Origin of the sequence: Roseobacter sp. OBYS 0001, assembly GCF_019654895.1 — a bacterium.
Classification (GTDB): Bacteria; Pseudomonadota; Alphaproteobacteria; order Rhodobacterales; family Rhodobacteraceae; genus Roseobacter; species Roseobacter litoralis.
On the sequence record NZ_BPES01000006.1, the window covers coordinates 1 to 17,427 of the forward strand.

At 57.0% G+C, this 17,427-nt stretch carries 18 protein-coding genes and 1 tRNA gene; 8 read left to right on the forward strand and 11 right to left on the reverse strand.

Translation table 11 applies throughout. From position 1 onward, the window contains the following. Positions 1 to 310: 310 nt before the first annotated feature. The gene (locus K5Q35_RS13180) at positions 311 to 703 is read right to left on the reverse strand and encodes a VOC family protein (RefSeq protein ID WP_220799886.1); all 393 of its coding nucleotides are present in this window, start codon (positions 701 to 703) and stop codon (positions 311 to 313) included. A 194-nt stretch (positions 704 to 897) separates the two neighbouring features. On the opposite strand from K5Q35_RS13180, the gene K5Q35_RS13185 reads away from it, so the two are divergent. Then, positions 898 to 973, forward strand: a tRNA-Trp gene (locus K5Q35_RS13185). A gap of 227 nt (positions 974 to 1,200) precedes the next feature. Here K5Q35_RS13185 and K5Q35_RS13190 read toward each other — a convergent pair. The 5 genes from K5Q35_RS13190 to K5Q35_RS13210 all read right to left on the reverse strand — a co-directional run bounded on the left by K5Q35_RS13190 (position 1,201) and on the right by K5Q35_RS13210 (position 5,138). Further along, positions 1,201 to 1,935, reverse strand: coding sequence for a peptidase (locus tag K5Q35_RS13190; protein WP_220799887.1), 735 nt, complete (start codon positions 1,933 to 1,935; stop codon positions 1,201 to 1,203). Positions 1,936 to 2,054: 119 nt separating this feature from the next. Continuing rightward, positions 2,055 to 2,837 carry a transglutaminase family protein gene (locus tag K5Q35_RS13195; protein WP_220799888.1) on the reverse strand — a complete coding sequence of 261 codons (783 nt, stop codon included), beginning with the start codon at positions 2,835 to 2,837 and terminating at the stop codon, positions 2,055 to 2,057. A gap of 230 nt (positions 2,838 to 3,067) precedes the next feature. Beyond that, positions 3,068 to 3,862, reverse strand: a complete 795-nt coding sequence (locus tag K5Q35_RS13200; RefSeq protein WP_220799889.1) for a metal ABC transporter permease — start codon at positions 3,860 to 3,862, stop codon at positions 3,068 to 3,070. Further along, positions 3,862 to 4,629: a metal ABC transporter ATP-binding protein gene (locus K5Q35_RS13205; protein ID WP_220799890.1), complete on the reverse strand. Its 768-nt coding sequence runs from the start codon at positions 4,627 to 4,629 to the stop codon at positions 3,862 to 3,864. The genes K5Q35_RS13200 and K5Q35_RS13205 overlap by 1 nt, the downstream gene beginning before the upstream one ends. Beyond that, positions 4,626 to 5,138 (reverse strand): Fur family transcriptional regulator, encoded by a 513-nt coding sequence (locus tag K5Q35_RS13210; protein ID WP_220799891.1) that lies wholly within the window; start codon positions 5,136 to 5,138, stop codon positions 4,626 to 4,628. The genes K5Q35_RS13205 and K5Q35_RS13210 overlap by 4 nt, the downstream gene beginning before the upstream one ends. A 56-nt stretch (positions 5,139 to 5,194) precedes the next feature. Between K5Q35_RS13210 and K5Q35_RS13215 the strand changes: the two genes are divergently transcribed. Beyond that, positions 5,195 to 6,223, forward strand: a complete 1,029-nt coding sequence (locus tag K5Q35_RS13215) for a zinc ABC transporter substrate-binding protein (RefSeq protein ID WP_220799892.1) — start codon at positions 5,195 to 5,197, stop codon at positions 6,221 to 6,223. A 30-nt stretch (positions 6,224 to 6,253) separates the two neighbouring features. Here the strand turns inward: K5Q35_RS13215 and K5Q35_RS13220 are convergent, their stop codons facing one another. Beyond that, on the reverse strand, positions 6,254 to 7,414 hold the full coding sequence (locus K5Q35_RS13220; protein WP_220799893.1) for a S8 family serine peptidase: 1,161 nt from the start codon (positions 7,412 to 7,414) through the stop codon (positions 6,254 to 6,256). A gap of 173 nt (positions 7,415 to 7,587) precedes the next feature. Here K5Q35_RS13220 and K5Q35_RS13225 point away from each other — a divergent pair, with 173 nt between their 5' ends. Next, on the forward strand, positions 7,588 to 8,157 hold the full coding sequence (locus tag K5Q35_RS13225) for a hypothetical protein (protein ID WP_220799894.1): 570 nt from the start codon (positions 7,588 to 7,590) through the stop codon (positions 8,155 to 8,157). Between the two features lie 73 nt (positions 8,158 to 8,230). Here K5Q35_RS13225 and K5Q35_RS13230 read toward each other — a convergent pair whose 3' ends face one another. The 3 genes from K5Q35_RS13230 to K5Q35_RS13240 all read right to left on the reverse strand — a co-directional run bounded on the left by K5Q35_RS13230 (position 8,231) and on the right by K5Q35_RS13240 (position 11,637). Further along, positions 8,231 to 8,767: an RNA polymerase sigma factor gene (locus tag K5Q35_RS13230; protein WP_013960408.1), complete on the reverse strand. Its 537-nt coding sequence runs from the start codon at positions 8,765 to 8,767 to the stop codon at positions 8,231 to 8,233. Between the two features lie 270 nt (positions 8,768 to 9,037). Continuing rightward, positions 9,038 to 10,684 (reverse strand): calcium-binding protein, encoded by a 1,647-nt coding sequence (locus K5Q35_RS13235; RefSeq protein WP_220799895.1) that lies wholly within the window; start codon positions 10,682 to 10,684, stop codon positions 9,038 to 9,040. A 266-nt stretch (positions 10,685 to 10,950) separates the two neighbouring features. After that, the gene (locus K5Q35_RS13240) at positions 10,951 to 11,637 is read right to left on the reverse strand and encodes a GntR family transcriptional regulator (RefSeq protein ID WP_013960410.1); all 687 of its coding nucleotides are present in this window, start codon (positions 11,635 to 11,637) and stop codon (positions 10,951 to 10,953) included. A 180-nt stretch (positions 11,638 to 11,817) separates the two neighbouring features. Between K5Q35_RS13240 and K5Q35_RS13245 the strand changes: the two genes are divergently transcribed. The 5 genes from K5Q35_RS13245 (at position 11,818) to K5Q35_RS13265 (ending at position 16,074) form a co-directional block, all read left to right on the forward strand. After that, positions 11,818 to 12,561, forward strand: coding sequence for an SDR family NAD(P)-dependent oxidoreductase (locus K5Q35_RS13245; RefSeq protein ID WP_013960411.1), 744 nt, complete (start codon positions 11,818 to 11,820; stop codon positions 12,559 to 12,561). Between the two features lie 20 nt (positions 12,562 to 12,581). After that, a complete protein-coding gene (locus tag K5Q35_RS13250; RefSeq protein WP_013960412.1) occupies positions 12,582 to 12,893 on the forward strand; it encodes a cupin domain-containing protein in 312 nt (103 codons plus the stop codon). A 303-nt stretch (positions 12,894 to 13,196) separates the two neighbouring features. Beyond that, the gene (locus K5Q35_RS13255; protein ID WP_220799896.1) at positions 13,197 to 14,177 is read left to right on the forward strand and encodes a TRAP transporter substrate-binding protein; all 981 of its coding nucleotides are present in this window, start codon (positions 13,197 to 13,199) and stop codon (positions 14,175 to 14,177) included. Positions 14,178 to 14,253: 76 nt separating this feature from the next. After that, entirely contained in the window at positions 14,254 to 14,781 is a 528-nt protein-coding gene (locus K5Q35_RS13260; protein WP_013960414.1) for a TRAP transporter small permease, read from the forward strand. Between the two features lie 9 nt (positions 14,782 to 14,790). After that, positions 14,791 to 16,074, forward strand: a complete 1,284-nt coding sequence (locus K5Q35_RS13265; protein WP_013960415.1) for a TRAP transporter large permease — start codon at positions 14,791 to 14,793, stop codon at positions 16,072 to 16,074. Between the two features lie 43 nt (positions 16,075 to 16,117). Here K5Q35_RS13265 and glyA read toward each other — a convergent pair whose 3' ends face one another. After that, the gene (gene glyA / locus K5Q35_RS13270; protein WP_220799897.1) at positions 16,118 to 17,413 is read right to left on the reverse strand and encodes a serine hydroxymethyltransferase; all 1,296 of its coding nucleotides are present in this window, start codon (positions 17,411 to 17,413) and stop codon (positions 16,118 to 16,120) included. Between the last annotated feature and the right edge of the window lie 14 nt (positions 17,414 to 17,427).

Genomic DNA, 17,427 nt, shown 5'->3' on the forward strand with positions numbered 1-17,427 from the left:
GCCGGCGTCGTGTCCAAAATCACCGAGTAATCCCGATACGCGCACAAAAAGGCGTATCAAAGATTACGGAGTAACGGTTCGCGCCCGCAAGGGCGCGCGCTACACTCAGCAGGTAAACAAAAGGCCGCGGAGAACACTGCGGCCTTTTGGCTTTGATTAAGCGACCCAAGGACTGTGGGTAAAAGCGCACTGCTCATAGGTGCAAGAAGCAGTGTTCATGTGACGGATAGCGTATAGCCGTTCACCACCTAGGCGCTTCTGCATCCGACATCTATTGGCATTCAGCCTCAACGGTTTGTGCCTGTTCGGATTACCTGAATTGAACAAGATCCCACAAATTGCCGTACAAGTCCTCAAAGACCGCAACCGTGCCGTAGGGGGCTTCTTTTGGCGATCTGACGAATTTTACACCTTTGTTTTTGTAATTCTCGAAATCCCGGGCAAAGTCATCGGTTTCAAGAAATAGAAAAACCCGGCCACCGGTCTGATTGCCGATGTATTTCTCCTGATCTGCAGTTGAGGCTCTTGCAAGCAGCACAGAGGTTTGTCCATTGCCTTTCGGTTTCACCAAAACCCAACGTTTATCCTGTTCAGGTTGATATGTGTCCTCGACCAACTCAAAGCCGAGTTTTTGAGTATAAAAGTCTATTGCTGCATCATAGTCCCTGACGACGACCGCAACGATTGAAAGTGATTGATTCATTTACGTGGCCAATCCCCGTTTTGAGAGTGAAGAGCAACAACACAGGGGTCGTCGCAGCGTGCTCAACGCCCACGTTTACCCTTTGCGGCGTAAACAGTTCAATTAAGTATGCATTGACCTCTGTATTTTTCGAGCCCCAACCTGCGATGCCTCTTGAACCCGGACGCAAATCCGACTACGCCGAGTATCGGCATAGGGGTTTAGCTCAGTTGGTAGAGCATCGGTCTCCAAAACCGAGGGTCGTGGGTTCGAGTCCCTCAGCCCCTGCCAAATCATTTATATTATGCGCGCGTTTTCCTGCAGGTGGGGTTGGTTGTTCACCAGCATGCGCGTCCCATTAGACGCTTTGATACCAATTCCAATAGTTCTCGGGCCGCCTCACTCGAGTTTTAGGTGAGCAGCATCACCATCCATGTACAGATTTTGCTGCCCTGAACACTGTGTTTGTCAGGCTTCCGCCCAAAGGCCGCTGGCGTAGAAATTCCGAACAGAGTTTTTCAGGCGCGTTTATAGGGTGGTAAATCCATCAATGCGTTGCGCAACGCGTCGCCCCAGCTCTCGGAAATCGACTGATAATAGGCGTCATCCGCTTCAACCCGGGACTGTTCTTCGATCGTGAAGCTGTCGTTTGCGTAGATTTGCAGATCAAGCGGCAAGCCCACCGACAGGTTCGCCTTGATGGTCGAATCGAATGAGACCATCAAAAGCCGGATCGTGTCCTCGAAACTCAGATCGGGATCATAGGCGCGCACGAGGATTGGTTTGCCGTATTTTGCTTCACCGATCTGGAAAAACGGTGCGTCTTCCGTCACCTCGATGAAATTACCTTCGGGATAGATCAAGAATAGCGTTGGCAGGCCGCCTCTGACCTGCCCGCCCACAATCACTGACGCTTTAAAGCGGGAGGAGGCCGCCGGACCGGCGCCCGTGGTGTCTGCGATCACTTCTTTCAGGGTCGCACCGACCAGACGCGCAACCTCGAACATGGTGGGCCGCTCAAGGATCGATGGGCTGCGTTCAGATGGAGTCTTGGATCGCTCTTCCAGCAAACTGATCAGCGCCTGCGTCGTCGCCAGATTGCCAGCGGTCATGAGAGTGATCACACGTTCCCCCGGCACTTCCCAGGTGAACATCTTTTTGGTGGTCGAAAAGTTATCCACACCGGCGTTGGTGCGGGTATCCGACATGAAAACGAGGCCACGGCGTAAACGCAGGCCGACACAGTAGGTCATTTGTGATCCAAAACAGGGGTAAGATACCCGGTCATCCGGCTTGTTTATCTAGTGCTGAAACCTCGCGGACACAATCATCAATTCCTTGGTATTCCGTAAACCCACTGCGGAACCGCGTCCTATTTAGGCATCCGAATGACGTCTACCGATTGTTCCTTGAGGTCTATCGCACCGTAGGAGGTCAGGAACGACGCGTCCGCTGCATCGCGCCCCACGCAGATTTTCGCAACCTCCGGTGCCTGTGCCATTCCCGTCGGATCAATGATATGCCATGCGCCGTCCAAATATACCTCAACGACGGCATGAAAATCCTGTGGCACCACGTCAGGGGCATATGCGCTGACAAAGCGGGCCGGAATGCCACCCGCGCGCGCCAGAGAAATCAGTACATGAGCATAGTCACGGCAGACGCCGGAGAGGCTGGCAAAACTGTCCGTCGCGGTTGTTCCCGAGTGGCTGACGCCATTGTCGTAGGTGAAGTTCGTATTCACCCAAGTGCTGAGGGCGCTGACCAATGCGCCCCCGGTCAAACCATCGAACTGCGTGGCGACGAAATCCAAAAACAGGTCAGACTGACAATAGCGCGATGGCGTCATGTATTGGATGACGTCGCCGGGGATCTGCATGCGCGGGGTTTCGGGTAGTCCTTCTATGTTGGCTTCGTGTCGCGCAATGCGCACCTGTGTTTCGTAGCGACAGTCAAACAGCGCCTCACAATGCACCCAGCGGCGTGTTCCATTGGTGTCATTGCCGGACAATTCCTGTTGCGTCGCGTCGTTGTTCAGGATCAGGCGCGTCCGACTGCAGATCTGATTCACGTCTGACAGCGCCTCGATCTGCAAAAGCAAATCGCTGGGTTGCTGAGCCGTATATTTGAGATGGGTCTTGATAAAAAGGTCCACAAACAGCCCATGTGTTGATTCAGCGCAGTGCGTTCTCTATCCCAGCCACCCGGCCCTTGTCGACCACAATGACAGCGGGATCGAAATCGCACCAATCGACGGGGTGCGATGACGGACAATGAGATGTGAGGTCCACGGCAGCAAACCAGTCTTGAAGATCACGGGTTGAAGGCAGACTACGGAGGTATATCCTTCGTGACGCAGTCCCGGCTTTGATTGGATTATCAGCTTTACGCTGCGGGTCTGAAATTCCTGATCAAGCTCGTGGCGAGGAAGCTCAGTGCAGCAACGCAGACAATTGACGGGCCTGCCGGCGTGTCAAAGACATAGGCGGCACGCAGCCCCACGATGGCTGACAGGGTCCCGATTGCACCAGCGGCAAGGGCCATGCCTTCCGGGGTTCGTGACAGGGGACGTGCGGCAGCGGCGGGAATGATCAGCATAGCGGCGATCAGAAGCACCCCCACGACTTTGATCGCAACGGCGACGGTGATGGCCAATGCAAGCGTCAACACGAGTTGTTCTTGTTTGGGGTCAATCCCGCTTGCATGGGCCAGGTCTTCGTTCAGCGTTGATGTGAGCAATGCCGACCAACGCCAACCGATCAGCAGGACAACCAGTGCCGCACCGCCCCAGATCACCGCGAGGTCACCGCGCGATACCGCGAGGATATCGCCAAAGAGATAGGCCATCAGGTCGATCCGTACGCCGGACAAAAACGACACGGCAACCAGCCCAAAGGCAAGGGCTGAATGCGCCAGAACACCGAGCAACGTGTCCATCGCATAGCCCCGGCCAGACAATACGCTGACCGTCAGGGCCATCAGCAAGGCCACGACCATGGTGCCAATGAAGATCGACATCGAGAAGGCGAGCGACAAGGCCACGCCCAGAATTGCTGCATGTGCCGTGGCATCGCCAAAATACGCCATCCGCCGCCAGACAACGAAACATCCCAAGGGGGCTGCGGCAACGGCCACGCCGATCCCGGCTAAGGCAGCGCGTACCATGAAATCATCCAGCATTACTCAGCGGCCTCTGTTCGGTCGTGTTTTGCCTGTTCGTGATCGCACCCGTCCTTGTGGTCATGTTCGTGATCATGTTCATGCCGGTAAAGCGCCAATGCGCCGCCGGTTCCTGAACCAAAAAGGGCGCGGTATTCCGGCGCGGATGCCACCACTGCCGGTGTGCCTTCGCAGCAGACGTGCCCATTCAGGCAAATCACGCGGTCAGAGGCGCTCATCACGACATGCAATTCATGGCTGATCATCAAAACGGCACATCCCGTTTCCTGACGCACGCTTTCGATCTGTTGGTAAAAGGAGGCCGAGCCGCGTTGATCCAGCCCTTGCGTGGCCTCATCCAGAAGCAGCAGATCAGGTTTTCCAATCAGTGCGCGTGCCAGCATCACCCGCTGAAACTGCCCGCCCGAGAGTTGAGACAACTGCGATTTGGACAAATCCCGCACCCCAGCCTGCGCCAGCGCCTGATCTATGTCTGCAGACTCCACGCCACCGGGAAGCTTCAGAAACCTAGAGACCGTGATTGGGAGCGTTTCGTCGATATGCAGCTTTTGCGGGACATATCCCAATGTGACGCCGGGACCCCGAGTGACGCGACCCTGAAACGGCTTCACCGCGCCGATAATTGCCCGCAACAGGCTGGTTTTACCTGAACCGTTTGGACCCACGATGGTCACGATCTCCCCCGGTGCGATGTTCAGGGAGACGCGCGACAAAACTGTTCTGGCACCGTAGCGGACGCTGAGCCCTTCAACATCAACCAGGCTCATGCATCTGCCTTTTCGGCGCAGGTCGGGCAAACGCCTTCTGCTTCGACGATGGTCCGTTCTATCCGAAAGCCCGTGGCGCGTGCGGCGTCCCCCAACGCGCCTTTTGCAGGGGATGAGTGTGTTTCGGCCACCGCGTCGCACAGACGGCAGATCATGAAGGCGGGTGTGTGCGCTTCGCTGGGGTGGACGCATGCGATAAAGGCGTTCAACTGCTCAATCTTGTGGGCCAGACCGTTCAGGACCAGAAAATCCAACGCCCGGTAAGCGACAGGTGGCTGCGAGCCAAACCCGTCTTCGCGCAAGCGGTCAAGGATTGCATAGGCACCAAGAGCGCGGTGCTCCTGCAGCAAAATCTCCAGAACCTTGCGGCGCACAGGCGTAAACCGAAGCCCGTCCGCGGCGCAGCGCGCTTCTGCCGCTGCCAGCGTGTCACTCACACAGACATCGTGATCATGAAGCGCAAACCCCAGCGGGCCGCCAGTACCGTTATGCGTCGAATCACTTGTCATGTTATTACATTTTATTTATCTCAGCTGTAATGTTATATAATCACATGGAATTACCGATGTCCAGAATGCGTCTTGCTCTCTCCCTCACAGCCGCGCTGATTGGGGGGGCCGCTTCTGCACAGGCACCCCGGGTCGCCGTTGATATTGCGCCGGTTCACTCTCTTGTCGCGCGGGTGATGGAGGGTGTCGGCGCGCCCGACCTTATCGTTCAGTCCGGTGCCAGCCCGCATGAGTATAGCCTGCGCCCCTCCGAAGCGGCAGCGCTGCAGGATGCCGACCTCGTGTTCTGGATTGGCCCCGGTCTTACGCCATGGCTCACCGACACCCTTGAGACACTTGCGTCTGATGCGTTGGTGAGCGAATTGCTTGATGCGCCGGGTACAATTGCATTGGAATTCCGCGAGAGCGCGTTGTTTGAGGCGCATGATCACGATGACCACGCAGATCACGATGACCACGACGATCACGGTGACGAAGATCACGCAGAACACGCGTACAAAGACCATGATCACGCCGAGGACGCGCATGATGATCATGGCCACAAGGACGCAGGGCATGAGGATCACGCGCACGGGGAGCATGATCCGCACGCATGGCTGTCGCCTCAAAACGCACGAAACTGGCTGAACGTAATAGCAGGGCAGCTGTCCGCGGCTGACCCTGATAATGCCAGCATCTACTTTGCGAACGCGGCTGCGGGACGCGCGGAAATGGAAACGCTCATTGATGAGGTGAATGCCACGCTTGCACCAGTGCGCGGTGGTGAGTTCATCGTTTTTCATGACGCCTATCAGTATTTCGAAGCGGATTTCGACTTCCCGGCAGCAGGCGCGATTTCACTGAGTGATGCCTCAGACCCCAGCCCGGCACGGATTGCCGAGATTCAAGGCCGGATCGCAGAACAAGCCGTCGATTGTGTTCTGACCGAGCCGCAATTCAACTCAGGTCTTGTTGCGACCGTTCTCGATGGCACGCAGGCGAAAACGGGCATAATTGATCCGCTTGGGTCAGACCTCGAACCCGGACCGGCGCTTTATCCCGCGCTGATCGGAAATCTCGCAACGGCGCTGGCGGAGTGCATGTAACCCTCCGGTCGCGATGACGGCGGATAAATATCAATCGCCACAGATGTCTTCGGCGAGGGCGAGGCCGTATCCGTATACCGGGTCGCGCCCTGAACGGCCCAGTTCCGCGCTGGTTGCGGCCAGACGCTTGCGCACATCCGAAACACTGCGCGCATTTACAAGGGTCGGATCAGCCGCCAGCCGGGCCGTGATCAAGGGGGTCGCGATCGACGTACCCGTCACGAACCGAACGCTGCCCCCGGATGGCACAAGAATGTCCACACCGGGGGCGGCGATATCCACATGCGGGCCACGCACCGCGTTGCGGTAGATTCGTCCGTCGGCGTCCACTGCAGTCACGGCGATCACCCCGTCAAAACCTGCGGGATACAAAGGATCAACGTTCGGCCCGTCGTTGCCCACCGCTGCCACAAGGATCAACCCACGGTCCACCGAACGTTCCACGGCAAGGTCGAGCAGTTTGTTGTAAGGACCGGCGAGGGCGAGATTGACGAAGCGGACGTCTTCCTCCGCCAGCCAGTCGAGTGCGCGCACCAGTGCATCCGCACCCGCCTTCAGCCCCAGCGCGTCTTGCTGCCCGAACACGTTTGCGCCGTAGATCGTGACGTCTTTCAGGCGGCTGGGATTGGCCAGAACAGAGGCGACATCCGTGCCATGCGCAGCCGGTGCGGCGCGACCTTCAAAGAACGCGCGCGTCACGATGCGCGCGCCGTCCAAAGCGGGGCTGGTGGTATCGATCCCTGTGTCGATCACACCCACCGGCACCTGCGCACGACACCCATCTGTGCGCCATCGCATCATTGCGTTGGCATAATCCAGCTCTTGCGCGGCACTGCTGGATTGCTGGAGGCGGTAGGCGTGATTGATGCCAACGGTTGAGGTGGGCACTGCCGCTTCAAGCGCGGCAATTGCTTGTGGTCCGGTGATGCCGTCAGGCATCCGAAAGGTCAGCATCGTAAGATCAAGCCCCGCCAGATCCGTTACATCCAGAAGTTGATAGCCGCCTGAAAGCCCTGCTGCGCGCATGCCTTCGGTCGCTTGCGCATCCGGGACAAGCGCGATGACTTTGCGCTGCCCGACCACATTCGTGTCGTTTTTGTCGGGGGAAGTCGTCAAAGGCGCGCACCCTACCAGAACGAACAGAAGGCTGATGATCAGAACTTGGCGAAGGAACTGCAGTGCGTTAATCACGTGGTATCTCCTGTCGGGATGGGGAGGCGCAGAGTTACGCCCCACCTCGCTAGATTTGTCGCACCGCACCGAGCGAGGGTTCAAAAAAATTCAGCGGCGCAAAGTTTTTTTGAACCTTTCCCCAAGACTGTGCGACAAAGAGGTGAACACTGCAACTGTATGGCTGTGACGAAATGGATCGCGACGACAAGATACTGAACTACGTGCAAGACCGGCTGCCACCGCAGGACCGGCAAGCGTTTGAAGCAGACATGTCGGCCGATGCAGCACTTTCCTCCGAGGTGGCCGTAATGCAGTCCGTGCGTGGCGCGCTGCGGGCAGAGCCGAAACACGACAACAGCGATGCGGTCTGGGACAGGTTGTCCGCCAGCATCACACCCATGCCAAAGCCAGCAAATGACAACCGCAGCCCTTTGGCGCAGATTTTGCGATATGCGGCGGTGGCCACAATAGCGGTTATGGCCTGGCAGGTCGCGGTCGTGCCGCGCATCAGCGGTGTACCTGACGGCTTTGCCCCTGCAACCGAGGGTGCGGGGGCTTTCGTTTTGCAAGTCAAATTCAGCGATGCGGCGCGTTTTGGTGAGATTGGCGCGTTGCTGGGTCCTTTGGGTGGCACAATATCTGACGGGCCAACGGCTCTGGGGTTGGTGCGCGTGTCCTTTATCAGCCAAACATCCTTGCAAGAAGCGCTCGTTGCGTTGAACACACGCAGCGATATCGTCGAATTGGTTGTCGAACAATAATCTGAAGCATTCGGAAAGGGGGGGCCGGAGTGATCCGATGCGCCCCATGTGACCCAACAGAATTAAAACAGCGTCAGCGATGCAACCCGGCGGCGAGACACCGCATCAGTGCCTGTTTGGCGTGGAAAATGCGGGTTTTGATGGTCCCGACTGGCACGGCTTCGATTTCAGCGATCTCGGGGTAGGTCAGGTCTTCGAGAAAGGCGAGGCGGATGGCGGAGTGCTGCACATCTTTCAACCCTTTCAGGCAGGTATGAAGCCGTTGCTTTTCCGATGCCGCGATTGCTGCGGCCTCTGGGTCCGGTGCGGTATCCGCGCTTTCCGGCACCTCATCCACAAACGAGAGCTTGCCGCGTTTGCGCAAAGCATCGACCAACTTGTTGCGCGCAATCGAAAACAGCCAGGTCTTGACGCTTGATTGCCCGCCAAAGCGCGACGCTGTGCGCCACACATCAAGCATTGTGTCATGCACGCAATCCGAGGCGAGTTCGGAATTTCCGCAACGCCCCATGGCAAACGCATAGATGGCCTGATCATACCGGGTGTAGAGGTCCCGCATTGCGCTTTTGTCGCCTGCAGCAATGCGTGCAATGAGATCTTTGTCATCCATCGAATTTTTGCTTACCGGTCCAGAAGATTGCGCAAACAAGAAGTGCCATTGTGCACAGTCAGACACAACTCACAAGCGAGACAACAGAGTGGGTAAAGCCACGCGCTGTGCGTTTTTCCGCCCATTTTGCTTGTCAGCAACCGTGCAGGGCGAGAGGAATACCAAGGTATGAGGCAGGTTTTGCGTCAGATTCAAACCGTGGCGGGCGAAATTACGTAACCCCGCCAGCCGAAAGCTGACGGGGCCACTCGCCTCAGATGTACTCGTTACTTATGCAATCATAAAATCGTCGGCGTTAAAGTCGGAAACCACAGTGTCTTCGAATGTGATCACCTTGTTGTTGAAGGCCAGTTCCACGTCGTCCCCGGTCTGCGTCAGGTTTGACAGCAGGCTGTCGGTTGTGACCTCCGGATCTTTGGTGAGGAACAGGAGGCTGTCTTCGTTGAAGTTAAAATCGAGAATGATGTCGACGCCCGCGTCCTCTTCGAAGAACACGAAAGTATCTGCGCCCGCACCGCCTGACATCACATCGTTTCCGGCACCACCGCGGATCACGTTGTCCTGATCGTTGCCGGTGATCGTGTCGTTGAAATCCGTGCCGGTGACGTTCTCGAAGTTGATCGCTGTGGATGTGTTCGCCCCGTCGGTGATGGTGCCTGCCGCGAGATCAACAGTGACCGCCGATGCTGCATCGCTGAGGTCGAGAAGGTCCACGCCATCGCCGCCATCCAGTTCAAGTTCGATCCGCTTGAGGATGTTGTCCTTGATCACGGCCGTGTCGTCGCCGCCGCCAAAGTTTGTTTCCAACACTTCGATGTTACGCACGTCCAGTTGGAACAGGCCAGCCTCTGACTGATCATTCACCTCGGTACGTGCAAATTGCAGCCCGATGTCCGCCACGGAAAACTCGGCCACGTCCTTGTTTTGCAGATCGTCATTCACAAGGTCCGTGTCAAAGTTGACCTGCAAGCGGTCATATCCGTTGCCGCCGTGCATCAGGTCCGACCCGTCGCCATTGTTCCAGATCAGCAGATCATCGCCGTCGCCGCCAAAGACCTTGTCGTTGCCCTTGTTGCCGATCAGCGTGTCATCCCCGCCCCGACCGCCAAGCTGGTCATCGCCGCCAAGACCCGAAATGACGTTGTCCTGGGCATCGCCCCTGAGCAGATCCTTATACTCGGTGCCAATGACGTTCTCGAAGTTTTCGGCTTTGGAATGCGCCAGTTTGCCAGCGGCAAGGTCCACCTTGATGCCCGCATCAACCTGTGACAGATCCAGCGTGTCGACGCCGTCCCCGCCATCAAGGTTCAGAGCGATCTGTTCAAGCACATCGCCTTTGATTACTGCAGTATCATCACCGCCGCCGAAATTCGTCTCCAGCACTTCGGTTTCGCGGATGTCGAGTTGGAACAGGCCGCGTTCGGACTGATCATTGACTTCGGTGCGGGCGAACTGGACGCCTGTGTCGGTTGTCTCAAATTCTGCGACGTCCTTGTTTTGCAGGTCATTATCCACAAGGTCGGTGTTGAAATTCACCTGTACCTTATCATACCCGCTGCCACCATTCATCAGGTCAGAACCGTCGCCGTTGTTCCAGACCAGCTTGTCGTTGCCTGATCCGCCAAACATCTTGTCGTCGCCTCTGTTGCCGACGATCACGTCATTGCCGTTGTTGCCATAAAGGGCATCTTCGCCCTCGCCACCTTCGACGATGTCATGGCCGCCACCCGCGAAAATCGTGTCATCGCCCAGACCACCGGACATTTTATCATTGCCGAACAGACCAAACATCAGATCGTCGCCACCGTTCCCGGCAATCGTATCATTGCCAAAGGAGCCGATGATCAGATCGCTCTTGTCAGATCCTTTAATGTCGAGGCCGTTGGAAAAAAGATTGAAAAGGTTAAAAAGGGACATTGGATTCTCCATGCTAATATCATCATCGTTTTCAATTTCACCGCCGCCTGTCCGAAGCCTGCCCAAGGTGTTGTGGCCTTGTGTCAGTGCCCCGCAACTGGCGAGATACCCATTGGTCGCGCCGATGCCGCGTTGGGTTCAAAAAAAGAAACAAAAAATGAAAAAGCCTGAATCGTGCCCGCCTGAGGCTGCGTCGTCATGCGTCCTCTGATGTCTTTGACGGTATGAAAACGGTGTGGCAGGCGCCACTTGATCAGGCTTTGGATTTACTCGCGTTCAAAGTAATTCGCATTTGTAATCGAAATCTGTTCGATCGTCGCATCCAGTCGGGAGAGGTGACGCATGCCGTTCTCGACCGCGCTCTGCGCATCATGTTTTCTGACCGCTTCTGCGATACGCCGGTGATCGGCCACAAGATCAGGCATCCGATCCCCTTTGGAGAGGCTCAGAATGCACAGGCGGTCGACGTTTGATTTCTCCGTGCGGATGACGTCGAAAGCAAAATCCACCTTGGCGATATGACACAGGATCTGATGGAATTTGTAATCCAGTTCTCCAAAGGTCTCTAGGTCATTCTGTTCTATCGCCTGTTCCTGTGCCGCAAGTGCTGCGTCGAGTTCCGCCGCGCCGGTTGCGTCGCAATATTGCGACGCGCGTTGCAAGACTTCCTGTTCCACGGCAGCGCGCACAAAACGTGACTTGGCAATCTCGCGCAGCGAAAATCGTTTCACTTCGGTGGCGCGTTGTGGGCGGATCAGCAAAAGATCAAGCGTGGCCAGCCGACTGAACGCGTCCCGCACGGGCTGTCTGGACACACCGAACCGGGCGGCGATATCGGCTTCGGAAATCTTGTCGCCCGGACGCAGGCGCAACGACAGGATTTCGTCGTGAAGGTGGTCAAATATGTCGTCAACGCTGGTACGCCGCTCGCCAAGTTGTGTGGCCTGAGCCATTGCATCACCTCCATGGTCTTTGTGTGCTTCAGGACGTCTTGCCTGAAGTGAGCTTGCGACAGAACCGTGCGGGCCAGGCGTCTGGTTCCGTTGTGATCCTCAGGTGCGCCGTAAACTCGCACTGGTATACCAGTTAAATGACTAGTATACCAGTGCGAGAAGCAGCGGAAAGGGCAGGCCATGAAACTAGCAGGGCAAACGGCAATCATTACAGGTGGGGGGCGTGACATCGGTCAGGCCGCAGCGATCAAGCTGGCGGCGGAAGGTGCTAATGTGGCGATCAACTACTTTTCCAGCAGTACCGGTGCAGATGCGGCTGTGGCGCAGATCAAAGCACAGGGCGGACAGGCCTTTGCCCTGAAGGGTGATTTGACCAAACCCGAAGACGTCGAAGCGCTGGTGTCAAAAACCGTCGCTGACTTTGGCGGCATAGATATTCTGGTCAATAACGCGGGCGGCCTGATCGCGCGCAAAACCATCGCCGAGATGCCGCTGGATCATTGGAATGCCGTTATGGATCTGAACCTGACCAGTACGTTCATGATGACGAAGGCCTGTCTTGCGCATATGAAATCCGGCGCAATCGTGAACCTCGCCAGTCAGGCAGGGCGGGACGGCGGCGGTGCCGGTGCTGTGGCTTATGCCACGTCAAAGGGTGCGGTGATGACCATGACGCGCGGGCTCGCAAAAGAGCTTGGGCCGGACATCCGCGTGAACGCCCTGTGCCCCGGTATGATTGATACTGATTTCCACAATGTGCACACCCCTGATGCGGGGCGGCGCGGTTTTGAGGCCACGGCGCCTGTCAAAAGGCAGGGCACGACCGAGGACACGGCCAATCTGATCCTGTTTCTCGCCTGCTCGGATTCCGCATTCATTACCGGTGCGAATATCGACATCAACGGTGGCATGGTGTTTTCCTGATTGTACTGAAAGGGCGTGATATGTCTGATTATCCAATTGTATCCACCGGCGAAAATGTGACACGTCAGGTGCTGTCGGATCATCCTGACCTGATGGTGGTGGCCTTTCGCTTTGATAAGGAAGGGGCCACGGGCGCACTGCACCATCACCCGCATGTTCAGTCGACCTATGTCGAAAGCGGGCGTTTCCGCTTCACCCTCGGCGACACAACGCGCGACGTCGGACCGGGTGACAGCTTCGTTGTGCCCGCCAATCAGGAACATGGGTGTGTATGCCTGGAACCGGGCATGCTCGTCGACGGTTTTACGCCCAGACGAGACGATTTTCTGTAACGCCTGATCGCTTTCGTTCCGTCACGCCCGGTCAATCATATACCCATTGGCACCGCACCAAAGCCTGTTGACCCGCAGCCTGTTTCGCTTGCAGCGTGCCGTGTCCCGTTGGTCATGACTGTTCTGTCAGATGCATGTCGTGCGCACAGAGCGTATTAGAGTTGACAATTCTGGTATACTAGTCTTCCTTTACGCATCGATACACGACACCTTGTCAGGGAGGGGGCCGTGCGCTGCCAATGATCTGGCAGCTCACAAGGCGTACCGGCGGGTGTCACTGAGATAAAACCAAGGGAGGACATCATGTTCAATGCACTAACCAAATCATTTGCGGGCGCTGTGGCGCTCGCTGTCGTGGCAAGCGTCGCAAGCGCGGACAACTGGCGCGGCTGGAATATCCACGTCGACGGTTATCCAAACACCGTAGCCATGGACAAATTTGCAGAGCTGCTTGCTGTGAAAACAGACGGCGAATACACGTTGCAGATGTTCCACGGCGGCACATTGGGCAGCCAGCCCGACGCCGTCGAGCAGGTGCGCGCAGGCGCGCTGGAAATCGGCAACTTCAATCTGGGCCCCATCGGGCCGATTGTCCCGGCGGCGAATGTTGTCTCACTGCCCTTTATTTTCAAAGACGTCCCGCACATGTTCCGTGTGCTCAACGGCGAAGCCGGTGCGACAATTGCAGCGGGTATGGCCGAAAAAGGTCTTCAGCCGCTGGCATGGTATGATGCGGGCGCACGGTCCTTTTATAACGGTGATAAACCGATCAACACGCCAGCCGATGTCGAAGGCATGAAGGTACGCGTGATGAACAACGAACTGTTCACAGGCATGATCGCCGAGCTTGGCGGCAACCCATCCCCGATGGCATTTGCTGAGGTATATCAAGCGCTGAAAACCGGTGTTGTGGATGGAGCCGAAAACAACTGGCCGTCTTACGAATCCACGGGGCACTTTGAAGTTGCAGGGTATTATTCACTGTCACAACACCTGATTATCCCCGAATGCATCTGCATGAACATCGGTACGTTCAACAGCCTGTCGCCAGAGATGAAAACCGCCGTCCTCGAAGCGGCGCAGGAATCCGCGCTTTATCAGCGTGACCTCTGGAACAAGCGCGAAGCGGCAAGCCGTGCCGCGGTGGAAGCTGCCGGCGTGGTTGTGAACGAAATTGCTGACAAGGCACCGTTCCAGGCTGCGATGGCGCCGGTCTATGAAGCTTACTTTGAAACCAACCCGGATCTGCGCGCGCTCGTCGAGCTTATTCAGGCCACAGAATAATCTGTGTGTTGATCCAAGGTGAAATGGTCTGGCTCCCAACATCGGGGGCCAGACACCTCCACGGCGGAGAATGTGGATGAGCGACGCGCGGCCCCTTCCTTTTTTCGTAAAACGCATGGCGGCGGTGCTTGATACGCTGGCGTTTGTTTGCCGCATTCTGACCGGAGTGGCATTGGTTTTCCTGACGGTCATATTCGGCTGGTTGGTTTTTGGACGCTACGTGTTGAACGCCACACCCACATGGGTGGAACAGATGGCGCTGCTGCTCGTGATGCTGATCGCTTTTCTGGGCGCAGCCGTCGGTGTGCATGAAAACACCCATCTGTCCGTCTCGCTGTTGCGCAGCGCTGTTCCGCCACGGGTGCGCAGCTTTTTTGTTGTGCTGTCGGATGTGCTCATGGCCGGTTTTGGCGGGCTCATGCTGTGGTACGGCGCACAGCTCACGATTTTCAAATGGGGGTCGCTGATCCCTCTGATCCAACTGCCCGAAGGGTTGCGATCGCTCCCGCTGACCATCGGCGGCGGGCTGATACTCATTTTCTCGGTTGGTCATCTTATCCGCCTGTTTTTGGGCGTGGATGACCGCAGTGACAGTATAGAATAGGGATTTACCGTGGGCATTTTGGTTCTTTTGGGGGCATTCGCGCTCTGTGTCGTGATCGGCACGCCTGTTGCTTTCGCGCTCGGTATCTCTGCCATTGTTGCCTTCTGGTACGAAGGCTTGCCCCTGATGATCGGTTTCCAAAGGATCGTGAGCGGGATCAATGTCTTTGCGCTGATGGCGATCCCATTTTTCATCTTCGCGGGCGAATTGATGTTCCATGGCGGCATTGCCATGCGTCTGGTCAAATTCGCATCTGCTGCCGTTGGTGCCGTGCGCGGCGGGCTGGGCATCGTCAATGTTTTCTCGTCGATGCTGTTTGGGGGCATTTCTGGTTCGGCGATTGCTGATATTTCCGCGCTTGGATCCATTCTGGTCCCGGTGATGAAAGAAAAAGGCTATGATGCGGATTATGCCGTTAACGTCACGGTGACGTCTTCCATCGCTGGCATCATCATTCCGCCCAGTCACAACATGATCATCTTTGCCATTGCGGCAGGGGGCGGCATTTCAATCTCAAAACTCTTTCTGGCCGGTGTCGTACCCGGTATTCTGATGTGCTTTTGCCTCGCATTGGCGGCCTATCTGGTGGCGGTGAAACGTGGCTATCAGGCCGAACAGTTTCCCGGCTGGACAGCACTTGTGATGGCATTCTTTGGGGCGATCCCGGGTCTGTTGACGGCTGTGATCATCGTCGGCGGCGTCTTGTCCGGTGTTTTCACTGTGACCGAGTCGGGGGCATTTGGGGCTCTTTACGCGTTTTTCGTCACCTTGTTGGTCTATCGTTCGATCACGTGGCTCAAATTCCGCACGGCGGTCACGCAGGCGGTCAAGACGACGGCCATGGTCATGATCCTGATCGCTTGCGCCGGGGCCTTTGCCTATATGCTGACGTTTTATCAGGTGCCGCTCAAGACGGTGGACCTTTTGACCGGTATGACGGAAAATCCGATCCTGATATTGCTGATGATCAACCTCATCCTGCTGGTGCTGGGCATGATCATGGACATGGCAGCCCTCATCCTGATCTGCACGCCGATCTTCCTGCCGGTCGCCCACAGTCTGGGGATTGACCCGCTTCAATTCGGGATGATCCTGCTGGTCAATCTGGGGCTTGGCTTGTGCACGCCGCCCGTCGGATCGTGCCTTTTCGTCGGCTGCGCTGTTGGGAAACTGCCGATGGAGAAGGCGGTTCGCACCATCTGGCCATTTTACATCGCGATTCTCATCGCGCTGTTGCTGATTACCTTTGTGCCTGCGATCTCGCTGACGCTGCCCAACTGGGTTGCGGGCTGAAATCGTTCGGCCCCGCACGTGATCGTGCAGGGCCGTCTGGTGCTTAGAGGTTTGGATACATTGGGAAGCGGGCGCACATCTCTGCGACCTCGGCTTTGACCTTGGCCTCCACCGCGCCGTTGTTTTCCTCGCCATTGGCGGCGAGGCCGTCGACAACTTCGATGATCCAATCCGCGATCTGGCGGAACTCCGGCTCACCGAAACCGCGCGTCGTCCCGGCAGGGCTGCCCAGACGGATGCCAGAAGTCACCATCGGTTTTTCCGGATCAAACGGCACGCCGTTTTTGTTGCAGGTGATATGTGCGCGCCCCAGTGCCTTTTCGGTCGCGTTGCCCTTCACGCCTTTGGGGCGCAGATCGACCAGCACCACATGCGTGTCCGTGCCATGCGTGATCGTGTCCAACCCGCCCTTGATCAGCTGATCCGACAGCGCCTGCGCGTTGCTTATGACCTGCTTTGTGTAGGACTTGAAATCTGGCCGCAGCGCTTCGCCAAAGGCGACGGCCTTGGCGGCGATCACATGCATCAGCGGACCGCCCTGAATGCCGGGGAAGATGGCGGAATTGAACTTTTTCGCCAGTGCCTCGTCGTTCGTCAGGATCATGCCGCCGCGCGGGCCGCGCAGGGTCTTATGCGTCGTCGTGGTGGCCACATGCGCATGCGGGAAGGGCGAGGGATGCTCGCCCGCGGCCACGAGACCGGCAAAATGCGCCATATCCACATGAAGATACGCGCCCACCATATCCGCGATTTCGCGCATCCGGGCAAAGTCGATCTGGCGCGGGATAGCAGAGCCCCCGGCGATGATCAGCTTGGGCTGGTGCTCTTTGGCGAGGGCTTCGACCTGTTCATAGTCCAGCAGGTTGTCTTCGCGGCGCACGCCGTATTGGATGGCATTGAACCACTTGCCAGACTGGTTCGGTTTTGCCCCATGCGTCAGGTGACCGCCTGCATCAAGGCTCATGCCCAGAATGGTGTCGCCCGGCTGCAAAAGGGCAGTGAACACGCCCTGATTGGCCTGAGACCCGGAATTCGGCTGCACATTGGCAAAGCCGCAGTCAAAAAGTTTGCACGCCCGCTCGATGGCGAGGTTTTCAGCCACATCCACGAATTGGCAGCCGCCATAATACCGCCGCCCCGGATATCCTTCGGCGTATTTGTTGGTCATGATCGACCCCTGCGCCTCAAGTACGGCGGCAGAGACGATGTTTTCGGAGGCGATCAGCTCGATCTCGTCGCGCTGACGGCCCAGTTCAGCCGTGATGGAGCCAAAAAGTTCCGGGTCACTGTCAGCAAGTGACTGAGTGAAAAAGCCGGGGGCGCGGTGGGGGGCGTTCATGGAGGCATCTCCCT

Excerpts from the sequence above, each read along its gene's own strand:
- K5Q35_RS13200 (WP_220799889.1), bottom strand. The coding sequence starts at position 3,862 with ATGCTGGATGATTTCATGGTACGCGCTGCCTTAGCCGGGATCGGCGTG.
- K5Q35_RS13210 (WP_220799891.1), bottom strand. The coding sequence starts at position 5,138 with ATGACAAGTGATTCGACGCATAACGGTACTGGCGGCCCGCTGGGGTTT.
- K5Q35_RS13215 (WP_220799892.1), top strand. The coding sequence starts at position 5,195 with ATGTCCAGAATGCGTCTTGCTCTCTCCCTCACAGCCGCGCTGATTGGG.
- K5Q35_RS13205 (WP_220799890.1), bottom strand. The coding sequence starts at position 4,629 with ATGAGCCTGGTTGATGTTGAAGGGCTCAGCGTCCGCTACGGTGCCAGA.
- K5Q35_RS13235 (WP_220799895.1), bottom strand. The coding sequence starts at position 10,684 with ATGTCCCTTTTTAACCTTTTCAATCTTTTTTCCAACGGCCTCGACATT.
- K5Q35_RS13245 (WP_013960411.1), top strand. The coding sequence starts at position 11,818 with ATGAAACTAGCAGGGCAAACGGCAATCATTACAGGTGGGGGGCGTGAC.
- K5Q35_RS13230 (WP_013960408.1), bottom strand. The coding sequence starts at position 8,767 with ATGGATGACAAAGATCTCATTGCACGCATTGCTGCAGGCGACAAAAGC.
- K5Q35_RS13250 (WP_013960412.1), top strand. The coding sequence starts at position 12,582 with ATGTCTGATTATCCAATTGTATCCACCGGCGAAAATGTGACACGTCAG.
- K5Q35_RS13180 (WP_220799886.1), bottom strand. The coding sequence starts at position 703 with ATGAATCAATCACTTTCAATCGTTGCGGTCGTCGTCAGGGACTATGAT.
- K5Q35_RS13240 (WP_013960410.1), bottom strand. The coding sequence starts at position 11,637 with ATGGCTCAGGCCACACAACTTGGCGAGCGGCGTACCAGCGTTGACGAC.
- K5Q35_RS13260 (WP_013960414.1), top strand. The coding sequence starts at position 14,254 with ATGAGCGACGCGCGGCCCCTTCCTTTTTTCGTAAAACGCATGGCGGCG.
- K5Q35_RS13255 (WP_220799896.1), top strand. The coding sequence starts at position 13,197 with ATGTTCAATGCACTAACCAAATCATTTGCGGGCGCTGTGGCGCTCGCT.
- K5Q35_RS13225 (WP_220799894.1), top strand. The coding sequence starts at position 7,588 with ATGGATCGCGACGACAAGATACTGAACTACGTGCAAGACCGGCTGCCA.
- glyA (WP_220799897.1), bottom strand. The coding sequence starts at position 17,413 with ATGAACGCCCCCCACCGCGCCCCCGGCTTTTTCACTCAGTCACTTGCT.
- K5Q35_RS13190 (WP_220799887.1), bottom strand. The coding sequence starts at position 1,935 with ATGACCTACTGTGTCGGCCTGCGTTTACGCCGTGGCCTCGTTTTCATG.